This window comes from Nocardioides faecalis (genome assembly GCF_018388425.1).
Lineage (GTDB): Bacteria > Actinomycetota > Actinomycetes > Propionibacteriales > Nocardioidaceae > Nocardioides > Nocardioides faecalis.
The window spans coordinates 2,893,031-2,915,452 of sequence record NZ_CP074406.1; the positions used below are offsets into that span (position 1 = coordinate 2,893,031).

17 protein-coding genes and 1 rRNA gene are annotated in these 22,422 nt (G+C 73.4%); 1 reads left to right on the forward strand and 17 read right to left on the reverse strand.

The annotated features are described in order from the left end of the window. Positions 1–312: 312 nt before the first annotated feature. The 17 genes from KG111_RS13560 to KG111_RS13640 form a co-directional block, all read right to left on the reverse strand. Positions 313–1,832 (reverse strand): 16S ribosomal RNA (locus tag KG111_RS13560). Between the two features lie 387 nt (positions 1,833–2,219). Further along, positions 2,220–3,320 carry a UDP-glucose 4-epimerase GalE gene (gene galE, locus KG111_RS13565; RefSeq protein ID WP_205290823.1) on the reverse strand — a complete coding sequence of 367 codons (1,101 nt, stop codon included), beginning with the start codon at positions 3,318–3,320 and terminating at the stop codon, positions 2,220–2,222. 6 nt (positions 3,321–3,326) lie between these two features. Continuing rightward, entirely contained in the window at positions 3,327–4,673 is a 1,347-nt protein-coding gene (locus tag KG111_RS13570) for a hypothetical protein (RefSeq protein ID WP_205290824.1), read from the reverse strand. Continuing rightward, positions 4,670–5,527, reverse strand: a complete 858-nt coding sequence (locus KG111_RS13575) for a hypothetical protein (RefSeq protein WP_205290825.1) — start codon at positions 5,525–5,527, stop codon at positions 4,670–4,672. Before KG111_RS13575 ends, KG111_RS13570 begins: the two co-directional genes overlap by 4 nt. Beyond that, positions 5,524–6,741, reverse strand: coding sequence for a glycosyltransferase (locus KG111_RS13580; protein WP_205290826.1), 1,218 nt, complete (start codon positions 6,739–6,741; stop codon positions 5,524–5,526). The genes KG111_RS13575 and KG111_RS13580 overlap by 4 nt, the downstream gene beginning before the upstream one ends. Next, positions 6,738–7,880 (reverse strand): glycosyltransferase family 4 protein, encoded by a 1,143-nt coding sequence (locus KG111_RS13585; RefSeq protein ID WP_205290827.1) that lies wholly within the window; start codon positions 7,878–7,880, stop codon positions 6,738–6,740. Before KG111_RS13585 ends, KG111_RS13580 begins: the two co-directional genes overlap by 4 nt. Position 7,881: 1 nt before the next feature. Next, positions 7,882–9,339: an O-antigen ligase family protein gene (locus KG111_RS13590; RefSeq protein WP_205290828.1), complete on the reverse strand. Its 1,458-nt coding sequence runs from the start codon at positions 9,337–9,339 to the stop codon at positions 7,882–7,884. Then, complete coding sequence (locus tag KG111_RS13595) at positions 9,336–10,163, reverse strand: polysaccharide deacetylase family protein (protein ID WP_205290829.1); 828 nt, start codon at positions 10,161–10,163, stop codon at positions 9,336–9,338. The genes KG111_RS13590 and KG111_RS13595 overlap by 4 nt, the downstream gene beginning before the upstream one ends. Then, positions 10,160–11,632, reverse strand: a complete 1,473-nt coding sequence (locus KG111_RS13600) for an oligosaccharide flippase family protein (RefSeq protein WP_205290830.1) — start codon at positions 11,630–11,632, stop codon at positions 10,160–10,162. The genes KG111_RS13595 and KG111_RS13600 overlap by 4 nt, the downstream gene beginning before the upstream one ends. After that, positions 11,629–12,774: a GNAT family N-acetyltransferase gene (locus tag KG111_RS13605; protein WP_205290831.1), complete on the reverse strand. Its 1,146-nt coding sequence runs from the start codon at positions 12,772–12,774 to the stop codon at positions 11,629–11,631. The genes KG111_RS13600 and KG111_RS13605 overlap by 4 nt, the downstream gene beginning before the upstream one ends. Next, positions 12,771–13,847, reverse strand: a complete 1,077-nt coding sequence (locus tag KG111_RS13610; protein WP_205290832.1) for a glycosyltransferase — start codon at positions 13,845–13,847, stop codon at positions 12,771–12,773. Before KG111_RS13610 ends, KG111_RS13605 begins: the two co-directional genes overlap by 4 nt. Before the next feature lie 6 nt (positions 13,848–13,853). After that, positions 13,854–14,840: a hypothetical protein gene (locus KG111_RS13615; protein WP_205290833.1), complete on the reverse strand. Its 987-nt coding sequence runs from the start codon at positions 14,838–14,840 to the stop codon at positions 13,854–13,856. A 98-nt stretch (positions 14,841–14,938) separates the two neighbouring features. Beyond that, positions 14,939–15,667 carry a sugar transferase gene (locus KG111_RS13620; RefSeq protein ID WP_249666139.1) on the reverse strand — a complete coding sequence of 243 codons (729 nt, stop codon included), beginning with the start codon at positions 15,665–15,667 and terminating at the stop codon, positions 14,939–14,941. Beyond that, a complete protein-coding gene (locus KG111_RS13625; protein WP_205290834.1) occupies positions 15,664–16,128 on the reverse strand; it encodes a hypothetical protein in 465 nt (154 codons plus the stop codon). Before KG111_RS13625 ends, KG111_RS13620 begins: the two co-directional genes overlap by 4 nt. A gap of 145 nt (positions 16,129–16,273) precedes the next feature. Continuing rightward, entirely contained in the window at positions 16,274–18,871 is a 2,598-nt protein-coding gene (locus KG111_RS13630; RefSeq protein WP_205290835.1) for a CHAT domain-containing protein, read from the reverse strand. After that, positions 18,871–19,476: a hypothetical protein gene (locus KG111_RS13635; protein WP_205290836.1), complete on the reverse strand. Its 606-nt coding sequence runs from the start codon at positions 19,474–19,476 to the stop codon at positions 18,871–18,873. The genes KG111_RS13630 and KG111_RS13635 overlap by 1 nt, the downstream gene beginning before the upstream one ends. Further along, entirely contained in the window at positions 19,473–20,072 is a 600-nt protein-coding gene (locus KG111_RS13640; protein ID WP_205290838.1) for an RNA polymerase sigma factor, read from the reverse strand. Before KG111_RS13640 ends, KG111_RS13635 begins: the two co-directional genes overlap by 4 nt. Positions 20,073–20,354: 282 nt before the next feature. Between KG111_RS13640 and KG111_RS13645 the strand changes: the two genes are divergently transcribed. Further along, positions 20,355–22,418 carry a sigma-70 family RNA polymerase sigma factor gene (locus KG111_RS13645; protein ID WP_205290839.1) on the forward strand — a complete coding sequence of 688 codons (2,064 nt, stop codon included), beginning with the start codon at positions 20,355–20,357 and terminating at the stop codon, positions 22,416–22,418. The last annotated feature ends 4 nt before the right edge of the window (positions 22,419–22,422 follow it).

Sequence of the window (22,422 nt, forward strand, 5' to 3'; positions counted from 1 at the left end):
CCACCCACAACCACACCCCACCACCAAGTTCCGAAGAACAAACTCCGAAGACTCAGGTGAGCTGCATGTGCGGGCGGATGCTCGCGTCCACTATCCAATAATCAAACAACCAGAAGCCCTACCAGCACCCACCACCCCAAACAGGTGATCGGCGTCTGATGCCTCAGACACCCAACAGCGTGCCATACACCCACAACCACACCAGCCCCCAGAAAGGAACCACCATGGCTGCAGAAGATCATTGTGTTCCACTAGTGAACACCCCAAAGAACAACCAGCACATTCGGCCGGCTGCGTGAGTGTGCTCCTTAGAAAGGAGGTGATCCAGCCGCACCTTCCGGTACGGCTACCTTGTTACGACTTCGTCCCAATCGCCAGCCCCACCTTCGACGGCTCCCCCCACAAGGGTTGGGCCACCGGCTTCGGGTGTTGCCGACTTTCGTGACGTGACGGGCGGTGTGTACAAGGCCCGGGAACGTATTCACCGCAGCGTTGCTGATCTGCGATTACTAGCGACTCCGACTTCATGGGGTCGAGTTGCAGACCCCAATCCGAACTGAGACCGGCTTTTTGGGATTCGCTCCCCCTCACGGGATCGCAGCCCTTTGTACCGGCCATTGTAGCATGCGTGAAGCCCTGGACATAAGGGGCATGATGACTTGACGTCATCCCCACCTTCCTCCGAGTTGACCCCGGCAGTCTCCCATGAGTCCCCGGCATTATCCGCTGGCAACATGGAACGAGGGTTGCGCTCGTTGCGGGACTTAACCCAACATCTCACGACACGAGCTGACGACAGCCATGCACCACCTGTACACCAGTATCAAAGAGACCTCTATCTCTAGAGGCTTCCGGTGTATGTCAAACCCAGGTAAGGTTCTTCGCGTTGCATCGAATTAATCCGCATGCTCCGCCGCTTGTGCGGGCCCCCGTCAATTCCTTTGAGTTTTAGCCTTGCGGCCGTACTCCCCAGGCGGGGCGCTTAATGCGTTAGCTACGGCACGGAACCCATGGAATAGGTCCCACACCTAGCGCCCAACGTTTACGGTGTGGACTACCAGGGTATCTAATCCTGTTCGCTCCCCACACTTTCGCTCCTCAGCGTCAGGTAATGCCCAGAGAACCGCCTTCGCCACCGGTGTTCCTCCTGATATCTGCGCATTTCACCGCTACACCAGGAATTCCATTCTCCCCTGCATACCTCTAGTCTGCCCGTATCGAAAGCAAGCCATGAGTTAAGCCCATGGTTTTCACTCCCGACGTGACAAACCGCCTACGAGCCCTTTACGCCCAATAATTCCGGACAACGCTCGGACCCTACGTATTACCGCGGCTGCTGGCACGTAGTTGGCCGGTCCTTCTTCTGTACCTACCGTCACTTTCGCTTCGTCGGTACTGAAAGAGGTTTACAACCCGAAGGCCGTCATCCCTCACGCGGCGTTGCTGGATCAGGCTTCCGCCCATTGTCCAATATTCCCCACTGCTGCCTCCCGTAGGAGTCTGGGCCGTGTCTCACAGTCCCAGTGTGACCGGTCACCCTCTCAGGCCGGTTACCCGTCAAAGCCTTGGTGAGCCATTACCTCACCAACAAGCTGATAGGCCGCGAGCACATCCTGGACCGAAAAAACTTTCCACCACCAACCCATGCGGGTAGTAGTCATATCCGGTATTAATCACCGTTTCCGGTGGCTATCCCAGAGTCCAGGGCAGATTACTCACGTGTTACTCACCCGTTCGCCGCTCGAGTACCCCGAAGGGCCTTTCCGCTCGACTTGCATGTGTTAAGCACGCCGCCAGCGTTCGTCCTGAGCCAGGATCAAACTCTCCATAAGAAAATTCAATACCTGACAACCAAACAAACCTGACAATGTTAATCGCCAGAATCATTTCATTGCCGAAAAACCCACACCAGCCATAAGCTGATGCATTAATTCACAACAATCATATGCATGACACACTGTTGAGTTCTCAAACATCACACGCACTCGCGCCTCAACCCGATCCGGGCCTTGGTCGCGGGGCAACCTGTGAAACGTTACTCGGCCGATCCGAGCCGGTCAACTCCGCGAGGAGCAACCCGACTCGCACACACCAAGCACCCCGGACACACGACAAGAACCTTTGTTCTGGGCCCTAGGCCCGGAGGTTCTCGCTGCGTTCCCGCGGCGAGAAGGAACATTACCAACACATGTCCCGGGGGTTGCAAATCGGGGTGCCCCTCAGCGTCCGGAGCCCACCGCCACCGGGTCGGCGAGGCTGTCGATCACGGTGCCGATCACGGGGTCGGCCGCGTAGGCGGCGCGCCCGGCGCGCTGTGGCAGGCCGTCGAGATCGGGCAGCACGGCCGGGCGGTGGGCGAACCACGCCAGCGTGTCCGCGATCCCCTCGGTCAGGTCGCGCTGCGCCGTCCACCCCAGCAACCGGGCGGCCCGGTCGCTGCGGGTGTAGGCCCCTGCCGTGTCCCCCGGCCTGCGGGGTGCGGTGGTCACCGGCACCGGCTCGCCGGTGACCTCCTCGAAGGCCGCCACCAGCTCCCGGACCGTCGTACCCCGGCCCGTGCCCAGGTTGATCGCCGCGTGCCGGGAGCCGTCCAGCGCCCGGTCGAAGCGCTCGATCGCCGCGACGTGTGCCCGGGCGAGGTCCCACACGTGCACGTAGTCGCGGATCCCGGAGCCGTCGCGGGTCTCGAAGTCGGTGCCCGTCACCTGGAAGGGACGCTGCTGTGACCAGGCCTCGACCAGCTTGCCCAGCGCGTGGCTCGGGACCGGCACCTGGAGCCCGGTGCGCAGCCGTGGGTCCGCGCCGATCGGGTTGAAGTAGCGAAGCGACAGCGCCCGCAGCCGACCGGCTGCGGTGATGTCCTCCAGCATCGTCTCCACCACGAGCTTGGTCCGGGCGTACGGACTCTGCGGCTCCAGCGCGGAGTCCTCGTCGACGGTGAAGTCGGCGTCCGCGCGGTAGATGGACGCCGAGCTGCTGAACACCAAGTCGCGGATCCCGCGCTGCTGCAGCGTGTCGACCAGGCTGAGCGTGGCGGCCACGTTGGCGCGGTAGTAGTCGACCGGCCGGGCCACCGAGTCGGGCACCACGATCAGCGCCGCGCAGTGGATGACCACCTTGATGCCGGGGTTCTCGTCGAGCACCCGGTGCATGAGCGCGGCGTCGGCGATGTCGCCCTCGTAGAAGCAGCGGCCGCGGGTGAACTCCCGCCGTCCGGTCACCAGGTTGTCCACGATCACCGGACGGTGACCCGCCTCGATGGCGGCACTGGCGACCGTGCTGCCGATGAACCCGGCTCCCCCGGTGACGAGCACGTCCATCGCCGCTCACGCCCCCGTCGTCGTACGACGCACGCGGGGGGCGGGAGCACGCGAGCCGTCGCGCAGCACCGCACCCAGCACCCGGGTGTCGACCATGCGCAGGTGCTCGGCCACCCGCTCCAGGTGCCGGGGGTTCACCCGACCCGCGCTCACGGTGAGCAGGAGCGCGCCGTGGATGGCCATGATCCGGGCGTCCTCGGAGACGGAGACCGCCGCGGCGTGCACCACCACCACGTCGTAGTGCGCCTCGGTCTGCTCGAGCAGCTCACGGAACCGCATCTCCAGCAGGCTGGGCGGTGCGAGGTGCGCCGCGCCCAGGCCGAGCACGTCGAAGCCCGCCTCGATCTCGGGATGCACCGCGTCGAGCAGCGGCACGGAGCCGGCGAGCACGTCGTACAGGCCGGGGTCGCCGTCCCGGTCCAGCACGGGGTGGCGCCGCGGCGTGTCCCGGTCGCCGTCGATGAGCAGCACCCGGTGCCCGACGTCGGCCAGGGCGGCGGCCAGGTTCGCCTCCACCCATCCCGGGTGCGGGTCGGAGCCGACGCCGGGGGCGACCACCAGGAGCCGGGTGGGCTGGTGGGTGCTGGCGAACTCCACTCCCAGCCGCAGCGCCCGGAACGCCCCGGTCTCCGGGGTGCGGGGGCGGGTCGCGGGCATGCCGACGGGGTCCGAGGGCTGCGGCAGGACGCCGAGCACGGTCGCCCCGGTCGCCTCGAGCACCTCCTGCGGGGTGTCGACGGTGCGGAAGGTGCGGTCGAGCAGGACCGCGACCGCGAGCGCCAGGCCCAGCGCCAGCGCCATCCCGGCGAGGACCGTCACGGGGATGTCCGGCGAGCTGGCCTCCTCGGGCACCTCGGCCGGCTCGGTCACGCTGAACACGAACGCGCCCTCGCTGGGGTCGTGCTCGGGAAGCTCGTTGGCGACCGCGTTGGCCACCAGGGCGGCACGCTCCGGGTCGACGTCGGTGACCGCGACCTGGATGATCACGGTGCCCGCCACGACCTCGCCCTCGACACGGTCACGCAGCTGCTCGACGTCCAGGGCACCGGTGCTGCGGGCGACCTGCTCCAGCAGCGGGCCCGACGTCGCCACCCGGGCCATGGTGCCGAGCAGGTCCTCGTAGTTGGCGGCCGACGAGCTCGCGGCGGGCGCGGGCGTCGCGGCGACCCGCGCGGTCGCGGTGTAGTGCCGTTCCGCGGTGGCGAGGCCCAGCCCGACCGTGCCGGCGACGACGGCGATCACCAGCAGCACCGCCCACCGGCGCCGCCACAGCAGGGCGGGCAGGGCACGGAGGCCGCCGGGACGGGGCGCGGCGGTCGCGGCCGCGGTCAGAGGGGTGGCGGTGGAGGTCATCGGGTCTCCTGATCGGACGGACAGCGGTCGGGGACTCCGGCGGTCTCCCCCGCCGGGATGGGGTAGGCGAGGACCCGGTCGACCCGGGTGCGGGCCGGGACCGGGCGCAGCAGCTGCATCCGCACGCTGCGGCGGCTCCGGTCGGCGAAGCAGTAGAAGCGGCCGGAGATGACGCCGACCAGGCGGCCGGTCGCGTCCTCGAGCAGCGCCTGGCCCACGACGAAGCCGCGCACGTCGCCGGTCGCCCTGAGCACCGCGCGGACCTCGGTGTCGCCGGGCAGCCGGCGCAGCCGGGTCTCGGAGACCGTCAGCCGGGCCGGGGTCGGCTCGGTGTCGGCGAAGCGCACCTGCAGGTAGCGCACGCGCACCTGCGCCACGTCCTCGACCGGGACGTCGAGGTCGGCGAACACGCCGTACGACGCGCCCGGGGGCAGGCCGAGCACGGTGCAGCAGGTGGTGGCCGGGTGGGCGGAGGCCACTCCGACGGGGGCCCCGCGGGCATCCAGGGCGACCACCTGCAGCTCGGCGCGGAGCACCGTGCGGTCCGAGGCGTTGCGCACCTCGACGGCGAGCTGGTCGCCGTGCCCGCCCCAGCGCACCACCTCGAGGGCGGCCAGCGCCCCGTGGCTCGTGCCGGTCTCCGTGGTGCGGCCGGGGGTGCTGCTCGGGTCGCTGGTCGGGTCGCTGGCCGGGTCGCTGGTCGGGCTGCTGACGCCGGCACCGGGGTGGGCGTCGCCGGCCGGCAGCGGGCCGCGGGTCATCAGGAACGCGCCCAGGACCCCGGCCAGCACGATGATCGCGACGAGCACCGCCGGCCAGACCTGCCGGTGCGTCGAGACGCCGAGGCCGTTCATCGCGCGATCCCGGAGGTGGGCGCGGCGGGGGCAGCGGTGACGGTACGCGCTGCGACGGGGGTGGCTCCCGAAACGGAGGCGGCTGCGACAGGGGCGGCGACGGGAGCGCGGCGGGCGAGGAGGGCGTCGTACTGCTCGCGGTAGCCGGCGAGCATCCGCTCCGCTGCGAAGCGGCGCTGGACGAGCTCGCGGCCACGGGCGCCCAGGGTCGCCCGGCGGTGCGGGTCGTCGACGAGCTCGGCGAGCGCGTCGGCCAACGCGGCAGCCGATCCCGGTGCCACGAGCCGGACCGCCTCGCCCAGGGTCTCGAGCACGCCGCCGACCCGGGAGACGACGACCGGCACACCGGCGGCCATGGCCTCCAGCACGCTGATCGGCAGGCCCTCCCAGTCGGTGGGCAGCACCACGAGGTCGGCGGCCCCGAGCAGCCGGTCGACGTCGCTGCGCTCGCCGAGCAGACGGACCCGTCCGTCCAGCCCGGCATCCGCCACCGCGGCGCGGACCCGCCCCCGGGTGGGGCCGTCGCCGGCGAGCAGCAGGACGGCTCGGTCGGCGACCCGCGGCCACGCCTCGACGAGCAGGTCGTGCCGCTTCTGCTTCGCGAGGCGGGCCGCGCAGAGCACGACCACCTCGTCCTCGGCGATGCCCAGTGCGGCCCGCACCGCCGCTCGGGTCCGGGACGACGCACCTGCCGGACTCGCGACGGCGTTCTCGACGGGGCTCTCGACTGGGTTCTCGACGGCGTTCTCGACGACGTGGACGGAGCCCGCCGGGACGCCGTACACCTCCAGCTGGGCGGCGAGGTAGGGCGAGACCGCCACCACGGCGTCGGTGCTGGCCCGCAGCAGCCGGGCGCTGTGCGCCAGGGCCGAAGCGGGTACGCCGTGCAGGGTCGTCAGCACCGGCACCGAGGGACCGAAGGCGGCCCGGGCCACCGCCGCGGCCTTGACGTTGTGGGCGTGCACGAGGTCGGGGCGATCGTCGAACGCGCGGCGCAGCGCGGAGACGCTGCGCAGCAGGTCCCGGGGCCGGCGGCTGTCCAGCGGCACCCGGTGGTGCCGCACACCGGCGGCGGTGAGCGCACCGACCCGGAATCCGCCCGCGCTGGCGAGGACCGACTCGTGGCCTTGGGCCCGGACGTCCCGGGCGAGCATGGAGGCGACGACCTCCGCCCCGCCGGCGCCGAGGACCGGGATCACCGAGAGCACCCTCATCGGGCCACCTCCGCATAGGCCTCGAGCAGCCGGTCCACGCAGCCGCCCAGGGTGAAGCGATCGGCGACGCGGTTCCGGGCGCTGGCCCCGAGCCGGTCGCGCAGGGCCGGGTCGTCGGCGAGGCGGACCAGCTCGGCCCGCAGTCCGTCGACGTCCCCGGCGGTGAAGAGGAGCCCGTCCACCCCGTCGCGGACGATCTCCGCGACCCCGCCGACGCGGGAGGCGATGACCGGCAGGCCGCAGGCCATCGCCTGCAGCAGGGCCATCGGGCACGCCTCGGCGGCCGAGGAGAGCACGAACACGTCCGCCGTGCGCAACAGCGGTGCGGGGTCGTCGTGGAAGCCCACGAGGTGCACCCGGTCCGGGGCGAGGGAGTCGGCCAACGCGGCGACCCGGGTGCGCTGGGGCCCGTCGCCGACGAGCACCAGCTCGACGTCGTCGAGCGGTGCCACGGCCCGGACCAGGTCGGGCACCCGCTTGACCGGCTGCATCACCCCGACCCAGACGACGCGCAACGGTCGGGGCGGGCTCGGCGCGTCCTCCTGGGTCGCGTGGCCGGCAGCCTCGCCCGGGGCGTCCAGCGGCAGCAGCCACCGCGGCGACACGCCGTTGTGCACCGTACGCACCCGGTCGGCCCGGATGCCGACGTGGTCGCGGGCGTAGCGGGCCACCGCCTCGCAGGGCGTGACGACGAGCGAGCGCGGGGTCCGGGCGAGCCAGCGCTCCGCGAGCAGGTTGTCCATCCGGCTGCGGGCCGACGGCGCGGCGATCCGCAGGTTCCCCGGCACGAGCGGGGCGAGCGGGTCCGGCACCCCGTGCAGCGTGTAGACGGTGCCGGTCTGGGCCGCGGCGCCGAGCATCCGGCCGGCCACGCCGGCGCGGCGGTCCTGGCAGTGCACGACGTCGGGGCGCAGCGCCGCCACCGTGCGGGCGGCCCGGGCGGCACCGCGGACGTCGTGGCGGGTGCGCACGTGCACGACGTGCACCTGGACGCCGAGCCGTGCGGCCCGCTCGGCGTGGGCGCCGGGCGGGCCGACGAGGTGGCTGTCGTGCCCCCGGGCCGCGAGCTCGGCCGCCACCTCCACCGCGTGGTCGACCGGGCCGCCACGGTCCTGGGTGATGAGCTGGACGACGCGCATCTCAGGCGCCTTTCCGAGAGGGAGTGAGGGGATCGAGGGCGATGCCGAAGGCAGCGAGGAGCCACACGGGCAGGTAGTACTGCTCGGTGAGGAAGCAGGCGGCGACCAGCACGCCGCAGAACGCGACGAGGCACGCCGTACCACCGCCCGCGGTGACGCACTCCCTGCGGGCGCGCCACGCTCCGCGAGCGGACGAGACGATCACCGCGCCGAAGGCGCCGAGGCCGAGCAGCCCGAGCTCGCTGGCGACGTCGAGGTACATCTGGTGCGCCACGTCCAGGTGCCGGGTGTCGGTGACGTGGGCCGGGGTGAAGGCGGCGCCCTGGTCGGCGAAGCCGCCCGGGCCCTGGCCGAGCAGCGGGCTGTGCGCCGTCATCGCGGCGGCCATCTGCCAGCTCACGAAGCGGGAGTCGACGTTCGCCGCCGCCACGTGCTGCTTCTCCGCCAGGCTGCGCTCGATGACGTCGGCGGCGCTGACCCAGGTCACCACGACCGCGGCGAGCACCACCGCGGCGCCGACGAGCACCGCCCGGGCACGCACGACGCCGAGCACCAGCGCCAGGGCACCCATGGCGGCCAGGCCGAGGAGGGCACCACGGGAGAAGGTGGCCAGGACGGCGAGCACCAGCACCACCGCGCACAGCCAGAACAACCGGTCCCGCGCCCTGCCGCCGCAGCCCAGCCAGAGCGCCAGCGGCACAGCCGTCATCAAGAAGAACGCGAAGTCGTTGGCGTCCGACAGCGGCCCGGCCGCCCGGCCGCCCTGCAGCAGGAAGCCGACCAGCCCGACCGCCCCGGCCGCGGTGCACGACAGGGTGAACACGGCCGCCATGCGGCGCACGGCCGCCTCGGTGGCGTGCGGCCCCTCGGCGCGGGTGGCGCGCAGCGTGTCGGACAGGACCGCCAGCACCGCCAGGTAGGAGGCGTAGCGGATCGCCACCTCCAGGCCCGAGTCGTTGCGGCCGGCGTGCAGGACGGTGGAGGCGAGCACCACCAGGCCCAGTGCCGCGGCCGCCGCGATCCCCGGGTGCCGCAGGTTCACCGGCCGCGCGTCGAGCACCAGGCGCAGCAGCCAGGCCACGAAGAGCAGCACCCCGGCGACCTTGACCGCCGCCGGGTGCAGCACGCCGACCAGGTCGCCGAACGGCTCGATGGCGACGTAGGCCAGTGCCGCGCGCTCGATGTGCGCCAGCATCGTCACGACGCCGAGCACGGCGACCAGGGCGAGCACGGCGACGAGCGGTGCCAGCACGACCACGGTGCCGATGCCCACGGCCAGTGCGGCGACCAGGACCAGCACCCCGGCGGCAGCCACCTGCCGGGGCAGCGGACGATCGCTGCCGAGGGCCGGCCGCTTCGGCGGGCTGTCGACGGAGCCGTCGACCGGGCTGTCGATCGGGCTGTCGACCGAGCCGTCGACAGGGCTGTCGGCGCGGCCGGTCACCACGGTCGGGCTCACCACGTCGGCTCCCGCAGCGCGCGGCGGCGCTCGATGGGCCGCATCCAGGTGAACGCGCCGTCCAGCTGGCGTCGTACGTCGTCGGCGCGGTCGAAGGCGAACGCGCGGCGCAGCGAGGCGGGGTGCTGGTCGGCCCGGTTGCGGCCGCGCTCGGTGGTGATCGCGAGGTCGTACCCCGCGGCCTCGACGGCGCTGCGCAGGGCGGGGTTCCAGCCCCCCATGGGGTAGGCGAACGACCGCACCGGACGGGCGAGCAGGTCCTCCAGGTCGGCGCGGGAACGCACCAGCTCCTCCCGCACCTCATCGTCGCCCAGGCCGGGCAGCCAACGGTGGGTCACGGTGTGCGAGCCGATGTCGAGGCCCTCGGCAGCCGCGGCGCACAGCTCCGGCGCGGTGAGCAGCCGGACGAGGTCGTCGCCGCGGCGGTGCCCCTCGTCCCAGGGGAACCGCGCCCCGGGACGCAGGTACCCGCTGACCGCGAACAGGGTCGCCGGCAGGCCACGCTGCCGCAGCAGCGGCCACGCCTGCTCGACCACGCTGGCATAGCCGTCGTCGAAGGTCAGCGCGACCGCCCGCTCGGGCAGCTCGCCAGCGACCAGCATCCGGTGCGCCTCGTCCAGCGGCAGCACGATGGCGCCCCACTCCTCGAGGACGTCGAGGTGTCGTTGGAAGTCGGGCAGCGTCGTGGTCAGTCCGTCGGTGGCGTCGCCGATGCGGTGCCAGCCGACCAGCGTCAGCGCGGCGCCGCGCCTCCGGCCGAGAGGCCGAGCGACCCTGACCACCGGGTCCGCAACCATCCCGGCGAACCGGACCTGGCTCCTCATCGCATCCTCCTCAGCGCAGGCAGACGCGGGATGAGCGCGTCCTGGTCCAGCCGCAGCACCACGGCCAGGTACGTCGTCACCGCCGCGGAGCCGACCAGCGCCAACCCCGGGTAGGACACCCGGGTCCAGGGCAGCAACGCCTCCGCGAGCAGCACCACGGTCGTCATCGCCGCGGCCCCGGCCAGCACCGCGCGGGTGGCGCCGAGCCAGCGTCGCGGGTCCAGACCCTGGATCCGCCGGGCCAGCACGGGCAGCGTGACGAGCAAGGTGGCGAGACCAGCGACGACCTGGGCCACGGCCACGGCCTCCACCCCGCGGCCCACGAACGTCACCAGCAGGGCGGTCAGCAGCGCCAGGTGCAGGCCGCCCAGCCAGAACGAGTCCCGGGTGCGGCCCACGGCGTTCAGCGCGATCAGGCCCAGGTGCAGCAGGCTGAGCACGAGGCCGTAGACCGCGAGCCAGCGCAGCGGACGCACGCCGGCGGCCCACTGCGCGCCGAGGAGCTCCAGCTGCGGGGCGAGCAGCACGACACCGAGGTAGAGCGGCACGAGCAGCACCGTCATCCGGGCGGCGACCTCGCCGACGGCCGCGCCCACGGCGGCACCCCGCAGGCGGCACAGGTGCGCGAACGCGGCGCCCGCGATCACCACCGCGACCAGCAGGTAGGGCATGTAGGCCAACCGGAACGCCATCGAGTAGACCCCGAGGGAGAAGGCGCCGAGCTCGTGGGCGACCACGAGGTAGTCGACGTTGAGCATGAGCAGCGTGAGCAGGTTCGCGCCGGCGAGGTGGCCCCCGTAGGAGATCAGCGCGGCCACGTCGCTGCCCCGCCACCCGGGCCGGACCGCCGGCCGCATCGCCCAGCACAGCACCATCACCAGCGCCGCCTGGACCAGCTGGCCGATCACCAGGGACATGGCCCCGTGACCCAGCAGCGCCAGCGTCACCGACAGCACTCCCCCGCTCAGCGCACCGACGATGTCGGGCAGCACCCGCCGCTTGAACGCCAGCTCGCGGCGCAGCAGCTCCTGGCTGACGCCGGCCACCGCGTACATCGGCAGGCACAGCATCAGCCCGCGCAGCACATCGCTGCCCAGCTCTCCGGCGTTCAGCACGTGCGCCACGGCCGGCGCCGCGAACCACATGGCGGCGGTGATCGCGACAGCCAGGCCCACCGCCAGGCTCAGGGCGCTGCGCGCCGCGCGCTCGGCGTCTCCGCGCCAGTGCACCAGCGCCGTGCTGCTGCCCAGGTCGGTCAGCGCCGTGGTGACGTTGAGGACGAGCGCCCCGATCGCCAGCACCCCGATCGCCGACGGCGCCAACAGGGCAGCCAGGAGCAGCAGCACCACGGTCTGGACCGCCTTGACCACACCGGCGCCCAGGCCCAGCCAGCCGGCGCCGCGGGTCACGCCCTCGGCGCCACCCGCAGGGGTGCCCGCCGAGGTTCCCGCGGAGGTGTCCGCGGTCATCGCAGCGCCTCCTTCGTGCTGCGCCGGAGCCGGCCGAGCACGGGGCGGACCCGCTCGGCGAGCTCGGTGCCGGCGAGCGCGAGACGGCCCAGGACGCCGTACGACGCACGCAGCCGGTGCAGGTCGCGGCTGCGGGAGGCCAGCGTCCACTTGTAGTCCTCGTCGCCGCGCAGCAGGTCGATCTCGGTCAGCCCGGCGGCGCAGGCGTCCTCGACGGCGACGGCGTAGAGCAGGGTGCCGACGTCACGGAGGTCGTGGTCCAAGGACCTGGCGATCTGGTAGGTGCAGAGCCGGCCGCCGGTGGTGAAGGCGATCAGGACGCCGCAGGACCGGCCGTGCCTCTCGGCGACGAGGACCGCGACCTCTCCCCGGTCGAAGCCGGCGGCGAGCGTGCGGCGCAGCTCGGGCATGCGGCGCAGCAGCGGACGCCGGTCGGGGCGCGGCAGGTGCAGCGCGACGAAGTCGTCGAGGGTGCGCTCGAGCTCGTTGCGTTCGATCCACCGGAACCGCACGCCGTCGTTCTCCAGGCGGCGCCGGGACCGGCGCACCTTGCGCACGAGGTTCTTCGAGCGGTCCGCGTAGTAGGCCTCCGCGCTGCCGAGCGGCTCCCAGACCGTCGTCGCGCTGCGCCGGACCTGCGCGTGCGGCACCGCGGTCGCGAGCGCGGACTCCGCGCGCAGCCCGTCGAGGTCGAGGATCCGGGAGCCCGGGCGGGAGAACCAGGTCTGAAGCGCGAGGGCGACGGCTCCGGTGCGGTGCGGTGCAGCAACGAGGTCGAGGTGGTCGGGGCACAGCCGGCCGGCCCCCAGCATCGTGTAACGGTCCACCCCGAGGCGCCAGCGCCGGTCCAGTGCGACGCCGCCGATCAGCACCGCGTCCTCGAACACCAGCAGGTAGCAGGGATCCGTCGCGGTCACGCCCCGCAGCCACCACGAGCGCAGGAACGGGGAGGACAGAGGCGTGGTGGCGACCATCTCGTCCCACGCCGACGTGTGCCGGCCCAGCTGCTTGGTCCGGACGACGCGGAGGGAGCCCGGGGCGGCCGGGGCGGTCGGGACGGGTGCGGGCGGCCGTGCGGTGGACGTCGCGCGCAGCGTGGTGCTCGCGACCACGGTGGTCAGGGCGGTGGACACATCGCTCACGAGGCCACCTCCGGCCACTCCTGCGGCACGAGGTCGGGAACAGGCCCCTCGGCCAGGCCGACGTACGCCGCCTGCAGCAGGTCGCCCTGCACGGCGCCCGTGTGCTCGCGGGCCCAGGCCAGCGACTCGTTGCGGGCGAAGGCCCAGGCGCCCTCGGCATGCAGCGCGGCGATGCGCTCGGCGATCTCCGCCACGCTCCCCCGGGTGCCGGGAGCGCGGGTGCTGGTGGTGGGGCCGATCGCCCGGACCACCAGCGGCAGGCCGACGGCGGCGGCCTCGAGCACGCTGATCGGTGCGCCTTCCCACGCGGCCGTGTGCAGGTAGACCTGGGCGTCACCGAGCCTGCGCAGCAGGTCGGCCCGCGGCAGCCAGCCCGAGACCCGGACCCCGGCCTCGACGAGGGCGTCCTCCCCGTCCGGGTCACCGGCTCCCAGCCACTCCCAGACGGCCTCGATGCCGAGCACCTCCTCGGCGTAGCGCTTGACGTGCAGGAAGTAGCGCCAGTCCTTCTGCGCGGTGACCCTGCCCACCGTGACGACGTGCCAGGGCCGGGTCCGGTGGGCAGCCATCGGCTGCGCCGCGACCAGCGGCCGGTTGGGGACGTACGCCACCGACTGGTGCCCCAGCCGGGTGGCGAGCTCGACCTCGTGCGGTGAGACCGCGACCACCAGGTCCGTGTGCCGGACCAGGCGCCGCTCCGTGGCCGTGACCAGGGCGGTCATCAGACCGCCCGCGTCCCGGCGCTCGAAGCCGAAGCAGTGCGGGCTGTAGGCCACCCGCGGTCCCGACAGCCCGGTCCCGCGCACCAGCAGCCCCGCGTAGGAGGAGTGCGTGTGCACCACGTCGGGGAACAGCTCACGCACCCGTCGTCGCAGCGCCACGGACGCACTCACCGGGTTGCGGGGCAGTCGCGTCAACGACGCGATCTCGGACCGCCAGTCGTCGCCGGTGCTGAAGTGCGACCGCAGGGGCCACACCGCGAGGTGGTGGTCGATGCCCGGGGTGGCCTCGGCCATCGCGAGCACCGAGCTCATGACGCCGCCGAGCGACTCCGTGACGTGCAGGACCCGCACGGCGCGTCAGCCCGTGGGTCGGGAGTCGCGGAACAGCGAGCCCAGCTGGCGACGGACCTGCGGCTCGGAGGCGCCGGCGTGGTCGGGCGCGGACAGCGCGCCGTCCTCGCCGGTCTCGTCCGCGCCCGTCTCCACCTCGCCCGTCTCCACCTGGGCGTGCCCGGCGGCGCCGGACCAGGGCTCACGCCCCGAGGCCGGGGCGGGGAACGCACCGAGAGTGAACGGGGGCGGGCTCGTGGGCGCACCGTTCGTGGGCGCACCGTTCGTGTGCTCCGTCGGACGGCTGCCCACCGCGTCGTGGGTGCGCACCTCCTCGAGCAGCCGCTCCAGGCCACTCGTCCAGCCCTGCAGGTCACCGGCCAGCCCGGTGAGGGTCGCTGTCGCGTCCCGCAGGTTGCCGTCGACGTCGCCGGCGAGACCGATCGCCCGCTGGAGCAGCTCTCGGGCGCGGGCGCGGGTCGCCTCGGCGTCCCGGGCTCCTCGCGCCGCCGCCTCGGAGATGTAGAAGCGGGCCGTCTCCTCGGCCTCCGCCATCGCATTGCGCATCGCCTCGGTGCGGATCCGATCGGCGTCCTCCTCGGCCGCGCCCAGCAGCTCGGCGACCGTCGTCTCGACCCGGTTGCGCTGCTGCTGCACCCACTCGGACGCCGCGCGGCGGATCCGGGTGGCTTCCGACTCGCTGGCCACCCGCAGTGCGTCGGCCGCACTGCGCGCCTCCAACAGGATCTGCTCCGCCTGCTCCGTGGCCTCGGTGCGCGCCTGCGCGGCCACCGCGAGCAGCTGCTGGGCCTGCTGCTGGGCGTCCCGGGTCGCGCGCAACGTCTCGGTGTGCTCCTGCGCCGGCAGCGCCCCCGCACCAGCGCCGAGCAGCTCGCCGGATCCGGCGGGCTCGGTGGGCGGCGACGGGAAGGAGCCGACCGCCTCGTCGAAGGAGGCGACGAGCTCGGCCCGCCGGGCGTCGACGTCGTGCGTGGATCGTGAACGGTTGAACATGTCTCTCCAGTGCAGGTGGGCCGGCGGATTGATCCATCGGCGCGGAAAAAACTTCGGACTCCTCGGGCGAGGCCGCCCGGGCGATCGGCCGCCAGGGCTCAGTAGGCGCCGCGCGCCAGCAGGACGGCGGGCAGCGTGCGGAGCAGGATGTGCGCGTCCAGGTGCAGGCTGCGCCGTTCGACGTACTGCAGGTCGAGCTGCAGAGAGCTGTCCCACGGCAGGTCGCTGCGGCCGCTGACCTGCGCCAGGCCGGTCAGGCCCGGCCGCACGGCGTGACGCCTGGCCGCGTGGAGGTCGAAGCAGGCGGCCTCCGCCGGCAGCGCCGGGCGCGGCCCGACCAACGACATCGACCCGCTGAGCACGTTGAGCAGCTGGGGCAGCTCGTCGAGGGAGAAGCGCCGCATCCACCGGCCCACCGGCGTCACCCGCGGGTCGTGGCGCATCTTGAACAGCGGCCCGCTGCGTTCGTTGTGCACCTCCAGCGCGGCGCGGCGCGACTCGGCGTCGGCGGTCATCGACCGGAACTTCAGCACGGTGATCGGCACGCCGCCGGCCCCGATGCGGACCTGCCGGTACAGCACGGGTCCCCGGCTGCTCAGCCGTACGGCGAGGGCCAGCGCCACCAGGAGCGGGAGGAGCAGCGACAGGGTGAGCAGCGCGATGAGGACGTCGAGCAGCCGACGGAGGCGTGGCTCGGGCAGCACAGCCACCCGCGGCACCGGTGCGGCGAGGGTCCGCTCGGAGCCCGGGGTGTGCAGCCAGGTTGCGGTGCGCAGCGCGACGGTCTGCGATTCCAGCGGGCGCAGCGGCGGGACCGGGAGGCTCACGACCCTCCGTCCGGCCCGGTGCCCGAGCGCGTGCGGGCGTCGGGGCGCAGCGGCGTGACGCCGACGGCCTGGGCGACCTCTGCGGCGCGCAGCTCGGTGCGGAACGCTTCGCGCATGGTCGCGATGACCTCGTCGGCCTCGTCCAGGCGGGCCTCGAGCGCCTCGAGCCCGGCGGAGCGCATGGCATCGGCCTGGCGGAGCGCCTCCGCCACGATGGCCCGCGCCTCGCGGTCGGCCTCGGACAGCTTGGCGCTGGACAGGCGCAGCACCAGCGTGCGCAACCGTTGCGCCTCCTTGGCGATCAGGCCGAGCAGCCGGAAGGCCTCACCGGGGTCGACTGCGAGGCCGCTCTCGAGCCGGTCGACGAGCTGGTCGATCTCGCGGTGCGGCACGAACGGCGGCCACGTGGACTCCTCGGCGCCGGCGTCGTCGGTGGGGAACGGGTCGGTGGGTCGGACCAAGGCCGGCACTCCTCGAGCTGGGCGTCCCCACGGTCGTGACGGTGGGGATCGCGGTGGTACGACGACGCCGGGTGACGTCGCCGTACCACTGGTGCAGCGAAGGTGCCTCCGTGATCCCACGACTTGCCAGCGGGTGCAGGTGGCGTCAGCGGGTGACGCCTCCGGGCAGCGTGAAGTAGCGGAAGCCCGCCCAGTGGTAGGGGTGCGGACGCGTCACAGCGAGCGCCCGCCGAGCGGACTGCAGGGCGCGCTGCGGCTCCTCGCCGGCAGCCAGGGCGTGGTAGAGGTGGGTCATCAGCTCCAGCGTCGCCGCGTCGTCGACGTCCCACAGCGCCGCGATCACGGCCCCGGCACCCGCCTCGCTGAACGCCCAGGCGAGCCCCAAGGGCTCCAGGGCCAGGTCGGAGGCGCCGCCCGCGCCGCAGGCGCTGAGCACCACGGTCGCGCCGTTCAGGTGCAGCCCGCCGGCGACCAGGTCCACGGCACGCAGCCAGCCGTCGCCGAGGTGCAGCGCCGAGAACAGCGGGTTGCCGCTGCGGAAGGTGCCGTGGCAGGCGATGTGCACCAGGCTGACCTCGGGCCCCCGTGCGAAGAGGACCTCCCTGGTGGCGTCGGTGCCGATGTGCACGTCGCTGCCGGGCAGCAGCCGCCCGATCATCGCCGCCTCGTCCTCGATCAGGGGGGCCTCATCGTCGGGGACGGCGAGCACCAGCACCGGCGCGTGCGCGGTGAGGGGCTGCGGGGCGACCGCCGGCGCAGGAACGGGCGCGGACCCGATCTCGACCAGCGCGTCGAACGGCACGGCGTGCAGGTGGCGGTGACCGACGATGGTCGGCGGGCTCGCGTCCTGCTCGTACAGGTCGGCGACGAGGTCGAGGAGCGGGGCGATGAGGATGTCGTGCAGCAGGCGCAGCGAGCGCGAGCCGACCGACTCCAGGGCGTCGCCCAGCGCGGCCACCAACACCCGTTCCTGGCTCCAGCCGGCCAGCGCGTGGTGAGTCTCCTCCGTGGCGCCGACGAGACGCCGCACGTGCACCTGGCCGTCACGTACGACGAACGCCACCACGTCACGGCCCAGCACGTAGTAGTCGATCACCGGCATGTCGGGCACCGGCGGCAGCTCGTGGCGCCGGTAGGGGCGGAGCCCGGTGATGCCGGTCGCCTGGTGGGCCGGCAACGGTCCGGTGAGCCGGCCGCCGGCCGGCTCCCAGGCGACGGTGGGCGCCACGAGCGGGCTGAAGCCACCGTTCTTCAAGGCGCACACCCACTGCCATGCCTCGATGGTCGCGGCGTGGTCGTCGAGATCGAGCAACACCCCGATCAGCTCCTCGCTGATCTCCACGAGGTCGGCCCCGGCCGGGCCACGGGCCACGATCGGGGAGACCGGATCCCAGGTAGCGCGCCCCTCTGCCGCCCGGCGCAACGGTTCGAGCGCCGCACGCGGGCGACCGTGCTGGCGGTGCAGGCGCGCCCGGGCCAGGCTGACGTCGAGCCGCAGCTCCGGCACCCCCAGGTGGGCGGCCAGGTCGGCCGCCTCCCCGATCAACCTCTCCGCCGGCTCCTCCGCCTCGGTGCGGGCCAGGATCAGCCTGGCGCGCACCCCGAGGTGGGGGTGGCTGCGCTCGGTGCCACCGAGCAGCAGCTCCCGGCACAGCCGCGCCGCCGCCTCGGGCTGGCCCTCCTCGAGCAGCACCTGGGCCCTGATCAGGAGCGTGCCCTCCCGCATGGCCTGCGCACCGCACTCGGAGAACAGCCGCTCAGCGGAGGTCAGCTCCAGGAGCGCCTGGTCGGCCCGGCGCATCCGCAGCGAGGCCGTGGCGCAGACCAGGGTCGCCCGGGCGGAGCGATCGACCATGCCCATCTCGGCGAACCTCAGCTGGGCTGCCGCCGCCTCCGCGTGCGCCTCGACCGCGAGCCCGGCTCGCAGCAGGACGCCGGCCCGCACGGTGCGGTAGCGGGCATGGTCGAAGCCGCCCGCTACCCGGACGCGTTCGTCGATGGAGTCCAGGAGCGCGAAGGAGGCCGCGACGTCGCCCGCACACGCCCGCGCCTCCGCCAGGTGCAGCGTCGCCCGCTCGGCCGCCCACCTCCAGCCGAGCTCCTCGAACCGCGCCCTGGCCCGGGTCAGCTCCTCGCTGGCACGCCGCGGCAGGCCCATCGAGACCAGGGCCTCCCCCCGCGACATCGCCACCGCAGCGACCAGTCCGGTGTCGCCGAGCGAGGAGGCCAGGTCCTCGGCCATGTCGAAGTGGTGCCGGGCGACGGGGATGTCCCCACGCCCGGTGTGCGCCTCCCCCGACCACAGGTGCACCATCGCGTGCAGCCGCACCGTCACCGCGGAGTCGGTGCTCTCCAACCCGCTGATCGTGCGCCGCAGCGCCCAGAACATGCGCAACGCGTCGCCGTACTCACCGAGGTTGATCCGGACCACCGCGTGCCCGATCATCGCCCGGCACGCGTCCACCTCGGCGCCTGCTGCCAGCCGGTTGGCGAGCGCGACGCGGAACGAGGCGGCAGCCTCCTGCAGGTCGCCCCAGATCAGGTGCAGCTCGCCGCGCACCTGGGCCAGGCGGCCCAGCAGCTCGGGGTCCCGTCGCCCGGAGCTCGCTGCGGTGACCTGCTCGAGCAGCTCGGCGCAGGCCTCGGGGTCGCGGTGCAGGACCGACTCGGCCAGGTCCAGCGCCAGCTCGGGGTGCAGGTCCGCCGGGTCGGCGCGCAGGGAGTCCGACTCGTGCGGCGCCATCAGCCGAGCGTCAGGTCGAGCCGGATCCGGGCGCGTTCGGCACCGGCCCTGACCCGCAGCTCGTCCACCTCGCACGGCACGGCACGCACCTCGAACCTGCCGTCCCGCCCGGCGCGCGCGGCCCGGCGCAGGACACCGTGCTCGAGGAACGTCAGGTCGACACCGTCGTCGGCGCCCGCCGCTGGAGAGGGCCGGAACAGGCCCTGCACGTCGACGGTGTCGGCGCCGGCGCGGCTGATCTCCAGCACGAACCTGCCCGGCCCGCCCTCGATCGCCAGCTGGGCGCTGTCGAGGGCGGGTGCCGAGCGGACTCCGGCGACGGCGGCGCGGCGGCTGTCGTGAAGCACGGTGAGCTCGCTCCAGCCCTCCGGGTCCACCCCCTGGTGTGCACCGTCGAAGAGGGCGTAGAGCCGCTCCGTGAGGCCGGCCGGGGGCTGCTGCAACGGCATCGCCCCGGCGTCCTGCAGGAAGTCGCGGATCCACGCCACCGATCGCGCCAGCTCCTCGTCGGTCGCGACGGCCCGCTCGACGGTGGCGGCCCGCTGCGGCTGGCAGCGCCCCTCCACCCAGTCGACCAGGTCGGTGAAGGCGACCCGCCCGGTCATCGGACGTCCTCCAGGATGCCGCGGAGCTTGGCGAGGCATCGTCCCCGCATCGGTCCGATCCCCCCCACCGAGCGTCCCATGCGCGCCGCGATCTCGGCGTAGCTGGGCTCCTCGGCGTCGAGATAGAGCGCCTGCAGCAGCTCGCGGCAGTGCCCGCCGAGGGTGGCCAGCGCGTCGTGCAGGGCGGTGACGGTGTCCCAGTCGGCGAGGGGGTCCTCGGACTGCTCGGCCACCTGGTCGAGGTCGACGGTACGACGGCTCAGGGTGCGCACCCGCCACGACTGGCGGCGCGCGACGGTCATCAGCCAGGACGCCAGCCGCTCCTCGTCGCGGATGCGCTCGAGCGAGTCGAGCAGCGTGACGAAGGTGTTCTGGGTGACGTCGGCGGCGTCCTCGGCGGCGAGCCCGTTGCGCAGGGCGACGGTGTAGACCAGCCGCTCGTAGCGGTCGACCAGCATCCGCCAGGCGTCGGCGTCCCGGCGTCGGCAGCGGGCCAGGAGCTCGGCGTCGGTCGGTGGCGCCGACGGTGCGGCCCGGGGCCGGAGCGGAAGAACGGGTGCGACCGGCATGGCGGTCGCGGCACGTGCTGCAGGCACGGGCGAAGGTTGCGGCATCAAGGTGTCCCCCAGTGAACGGTCATCGTGCACCGCCTCGACCCGGGCGACGCTGCCCGAGCCGATCGGTCATGTGCCGCCGACCGCTCCCTCCGCCACGGCCCCGGGGGGCCGCACACGAGATCGGCGCAGGAAGCAGGACGCAGCACCCCGGTCCGTCATGACGCGGATTTCTGGGAGAGATCGGAAAATTTCCGAAACGCCGACATGCGCGGAAGGCGCGACCTAGCCTGCAAGGACGGGCAGGGAAGCCCACGACATGGGATGAGTGGTTCCACGATGCCGGCCGACCGGGATGACTCCGAGACCTCGAGCAAGCGCACCGGTGCGGGGCCCCCTGTGGGGGAGGCCGCGTCCACCGACGCGGCCGCACCCGCCGACGACTCCGCCGCCCTGCTGCAGCGGGCGCGTCAAGGCGACGGCGCCGCCGTGGAGGCTCTGTACCGCGAGCACGTCGGCTCCGCCACCGCTCTCGCGCGGGTGCTGGCCGGCCCCGTCGCCGCCGAGGACCTCGTGGCCGACGCGTTCGCCCGGGTGCTCGCGCAGATCCGGGCCGGTCGCGGCCCGGGCAGCAACTTCCGGTCCTACCTGTTCGCCACCATTCGCAACCGCCACCGCGACATCCTGCGGCGCACGAACCGGGAGATCCCGGTGCCCGCGGAGGACTGGCTGCTGGAGGTTCCGGACGAGGACCCGCACGACCTCGCCGCCGAGCTCGACGACGACGCAGCCGTGGCGGCGTTGATCAGCCTGCCCCGCCGCTGGCAGCAGGTGCTGTGGCACCTGGAGGTGGAGGAGCGCACCGTGCCCGAGGTCGCCGCGCTGCTCGACCTGTCCCCCGCCGCCGTGTCCTCCCTCGCCTACCGGGCCCGGGAGGGCCTGCGGGTCGCCTACCTCAACCGCCACCTGTCCGCGCGGACTGGCGGCGGCAGCTCGTGCGAGTGGACCCGCCCGCGCCTGGCGGGCTTCGTCCGCGGCGGCCTGAGCGCCCGCGCCGCCCGCAAGGTCGACTCCCACCTGGCCGACTGCAGCGCCTGCACGCTCAGCCTCGCCGAGCTGGAGGAGGTGAACACCAAGCTGGCCGCCTGGTGGCTGCCGGTCCTGCTGCTCGGCGGAGTGGGTGCCGCCCCTCTCGGCGCGGGACCGGCCGCGCTGCTGCCCGCGACCGGCCTCGCGAACGGCGCCCCCGGCGTGACCGGGCTGCCCGACGGCGCCGCGGCCGTGGACGTCGCCGCCCGCTCGGCCTTCGGCGCGGCGGGCCAGGGCCTGCCCGCGGCGGTGATCAGCGGTGCGCTGGTGACCGCGGTGGTGGTGACCTCCGTGGTCATCAGCACCGGACGTCCTGACACGAATCCCACCACGGGCCTGCGTGAGCGTCCCGCCGCCACCGCCCGACCGGACCCCACCGCGCCGGACCCGGGGCGCACCAGCAGCACCGACCAGGTGCTCGCGCCACCACCGAGGGTCGCGGGACCGGCCCTTCCCCCCGTCGATCCCCCCACGCACGCACCGCCCGCCGCCGGGACCGTGCCTGACACCTCACCCGCCGAGGACGAGCCGGACGCCAGCGACACCGCTCCGGCCCCGGAGCAGGACCCGGAGCCGAACCCGGAACCAGCACCGGAGCCGGAGCCGGTCACCCCGCCTGCCACCCCGCCTGTCACCCCGCCTGTCACCCCGCCTGTCACCCCGCCTCCGCCTCCGCCCGCGCCGATCCCGCCGCGGATCGTGGCGGTCACCCCGGTCCCGCCGCAGGCGACGCCGATCACCTCCTGCGACAGCCATGGCTCCCTGGTCCTGCCGAGCACCGCCGGCCTCAGCTACGCCCTCGTCGCCGGGGACGGGCTCCAGGGGCCCTGGCGCGTCGTCGCCACCGCCCTGGCCGGGCACGAGATCGCGCCGGGCGCGGCCGCCGAGTTCAGCGGCGACCTGGGCACCTACTACCCCTGTCCGTCGCTGGGCAGCATCCGAGCCCCGTCCCTGGGCCCGCTGGGGTACGACGTGGTCGTGCCGGTGAACGTGGCCGGCCCTGGCTCCTACCCCATCACCGTCGACATCGTGTTCGCCGAGGCCGTCCTGATCCCGCCTCGCGGGGTGCGTGGAGCCGGGTGGACGTGCTGGGACTCCTCGGGGGGCACGCAGCAGATCGGGGCGGACGAGGTCCTCGCCTTCCCCGCCGGCTTCACGCTGCGCTGCCGCTTCGACTACACCGGGGCGCCGCCGCCCGACCTCGAGGTGATCCACCTGCGCCTGATCGGGACGCAGTCCTCGCCGGGCTCGGTCACACTGACCGCCGACGGGGTGGTGCGCGGCGTCGCCCCCTTCTGACCCG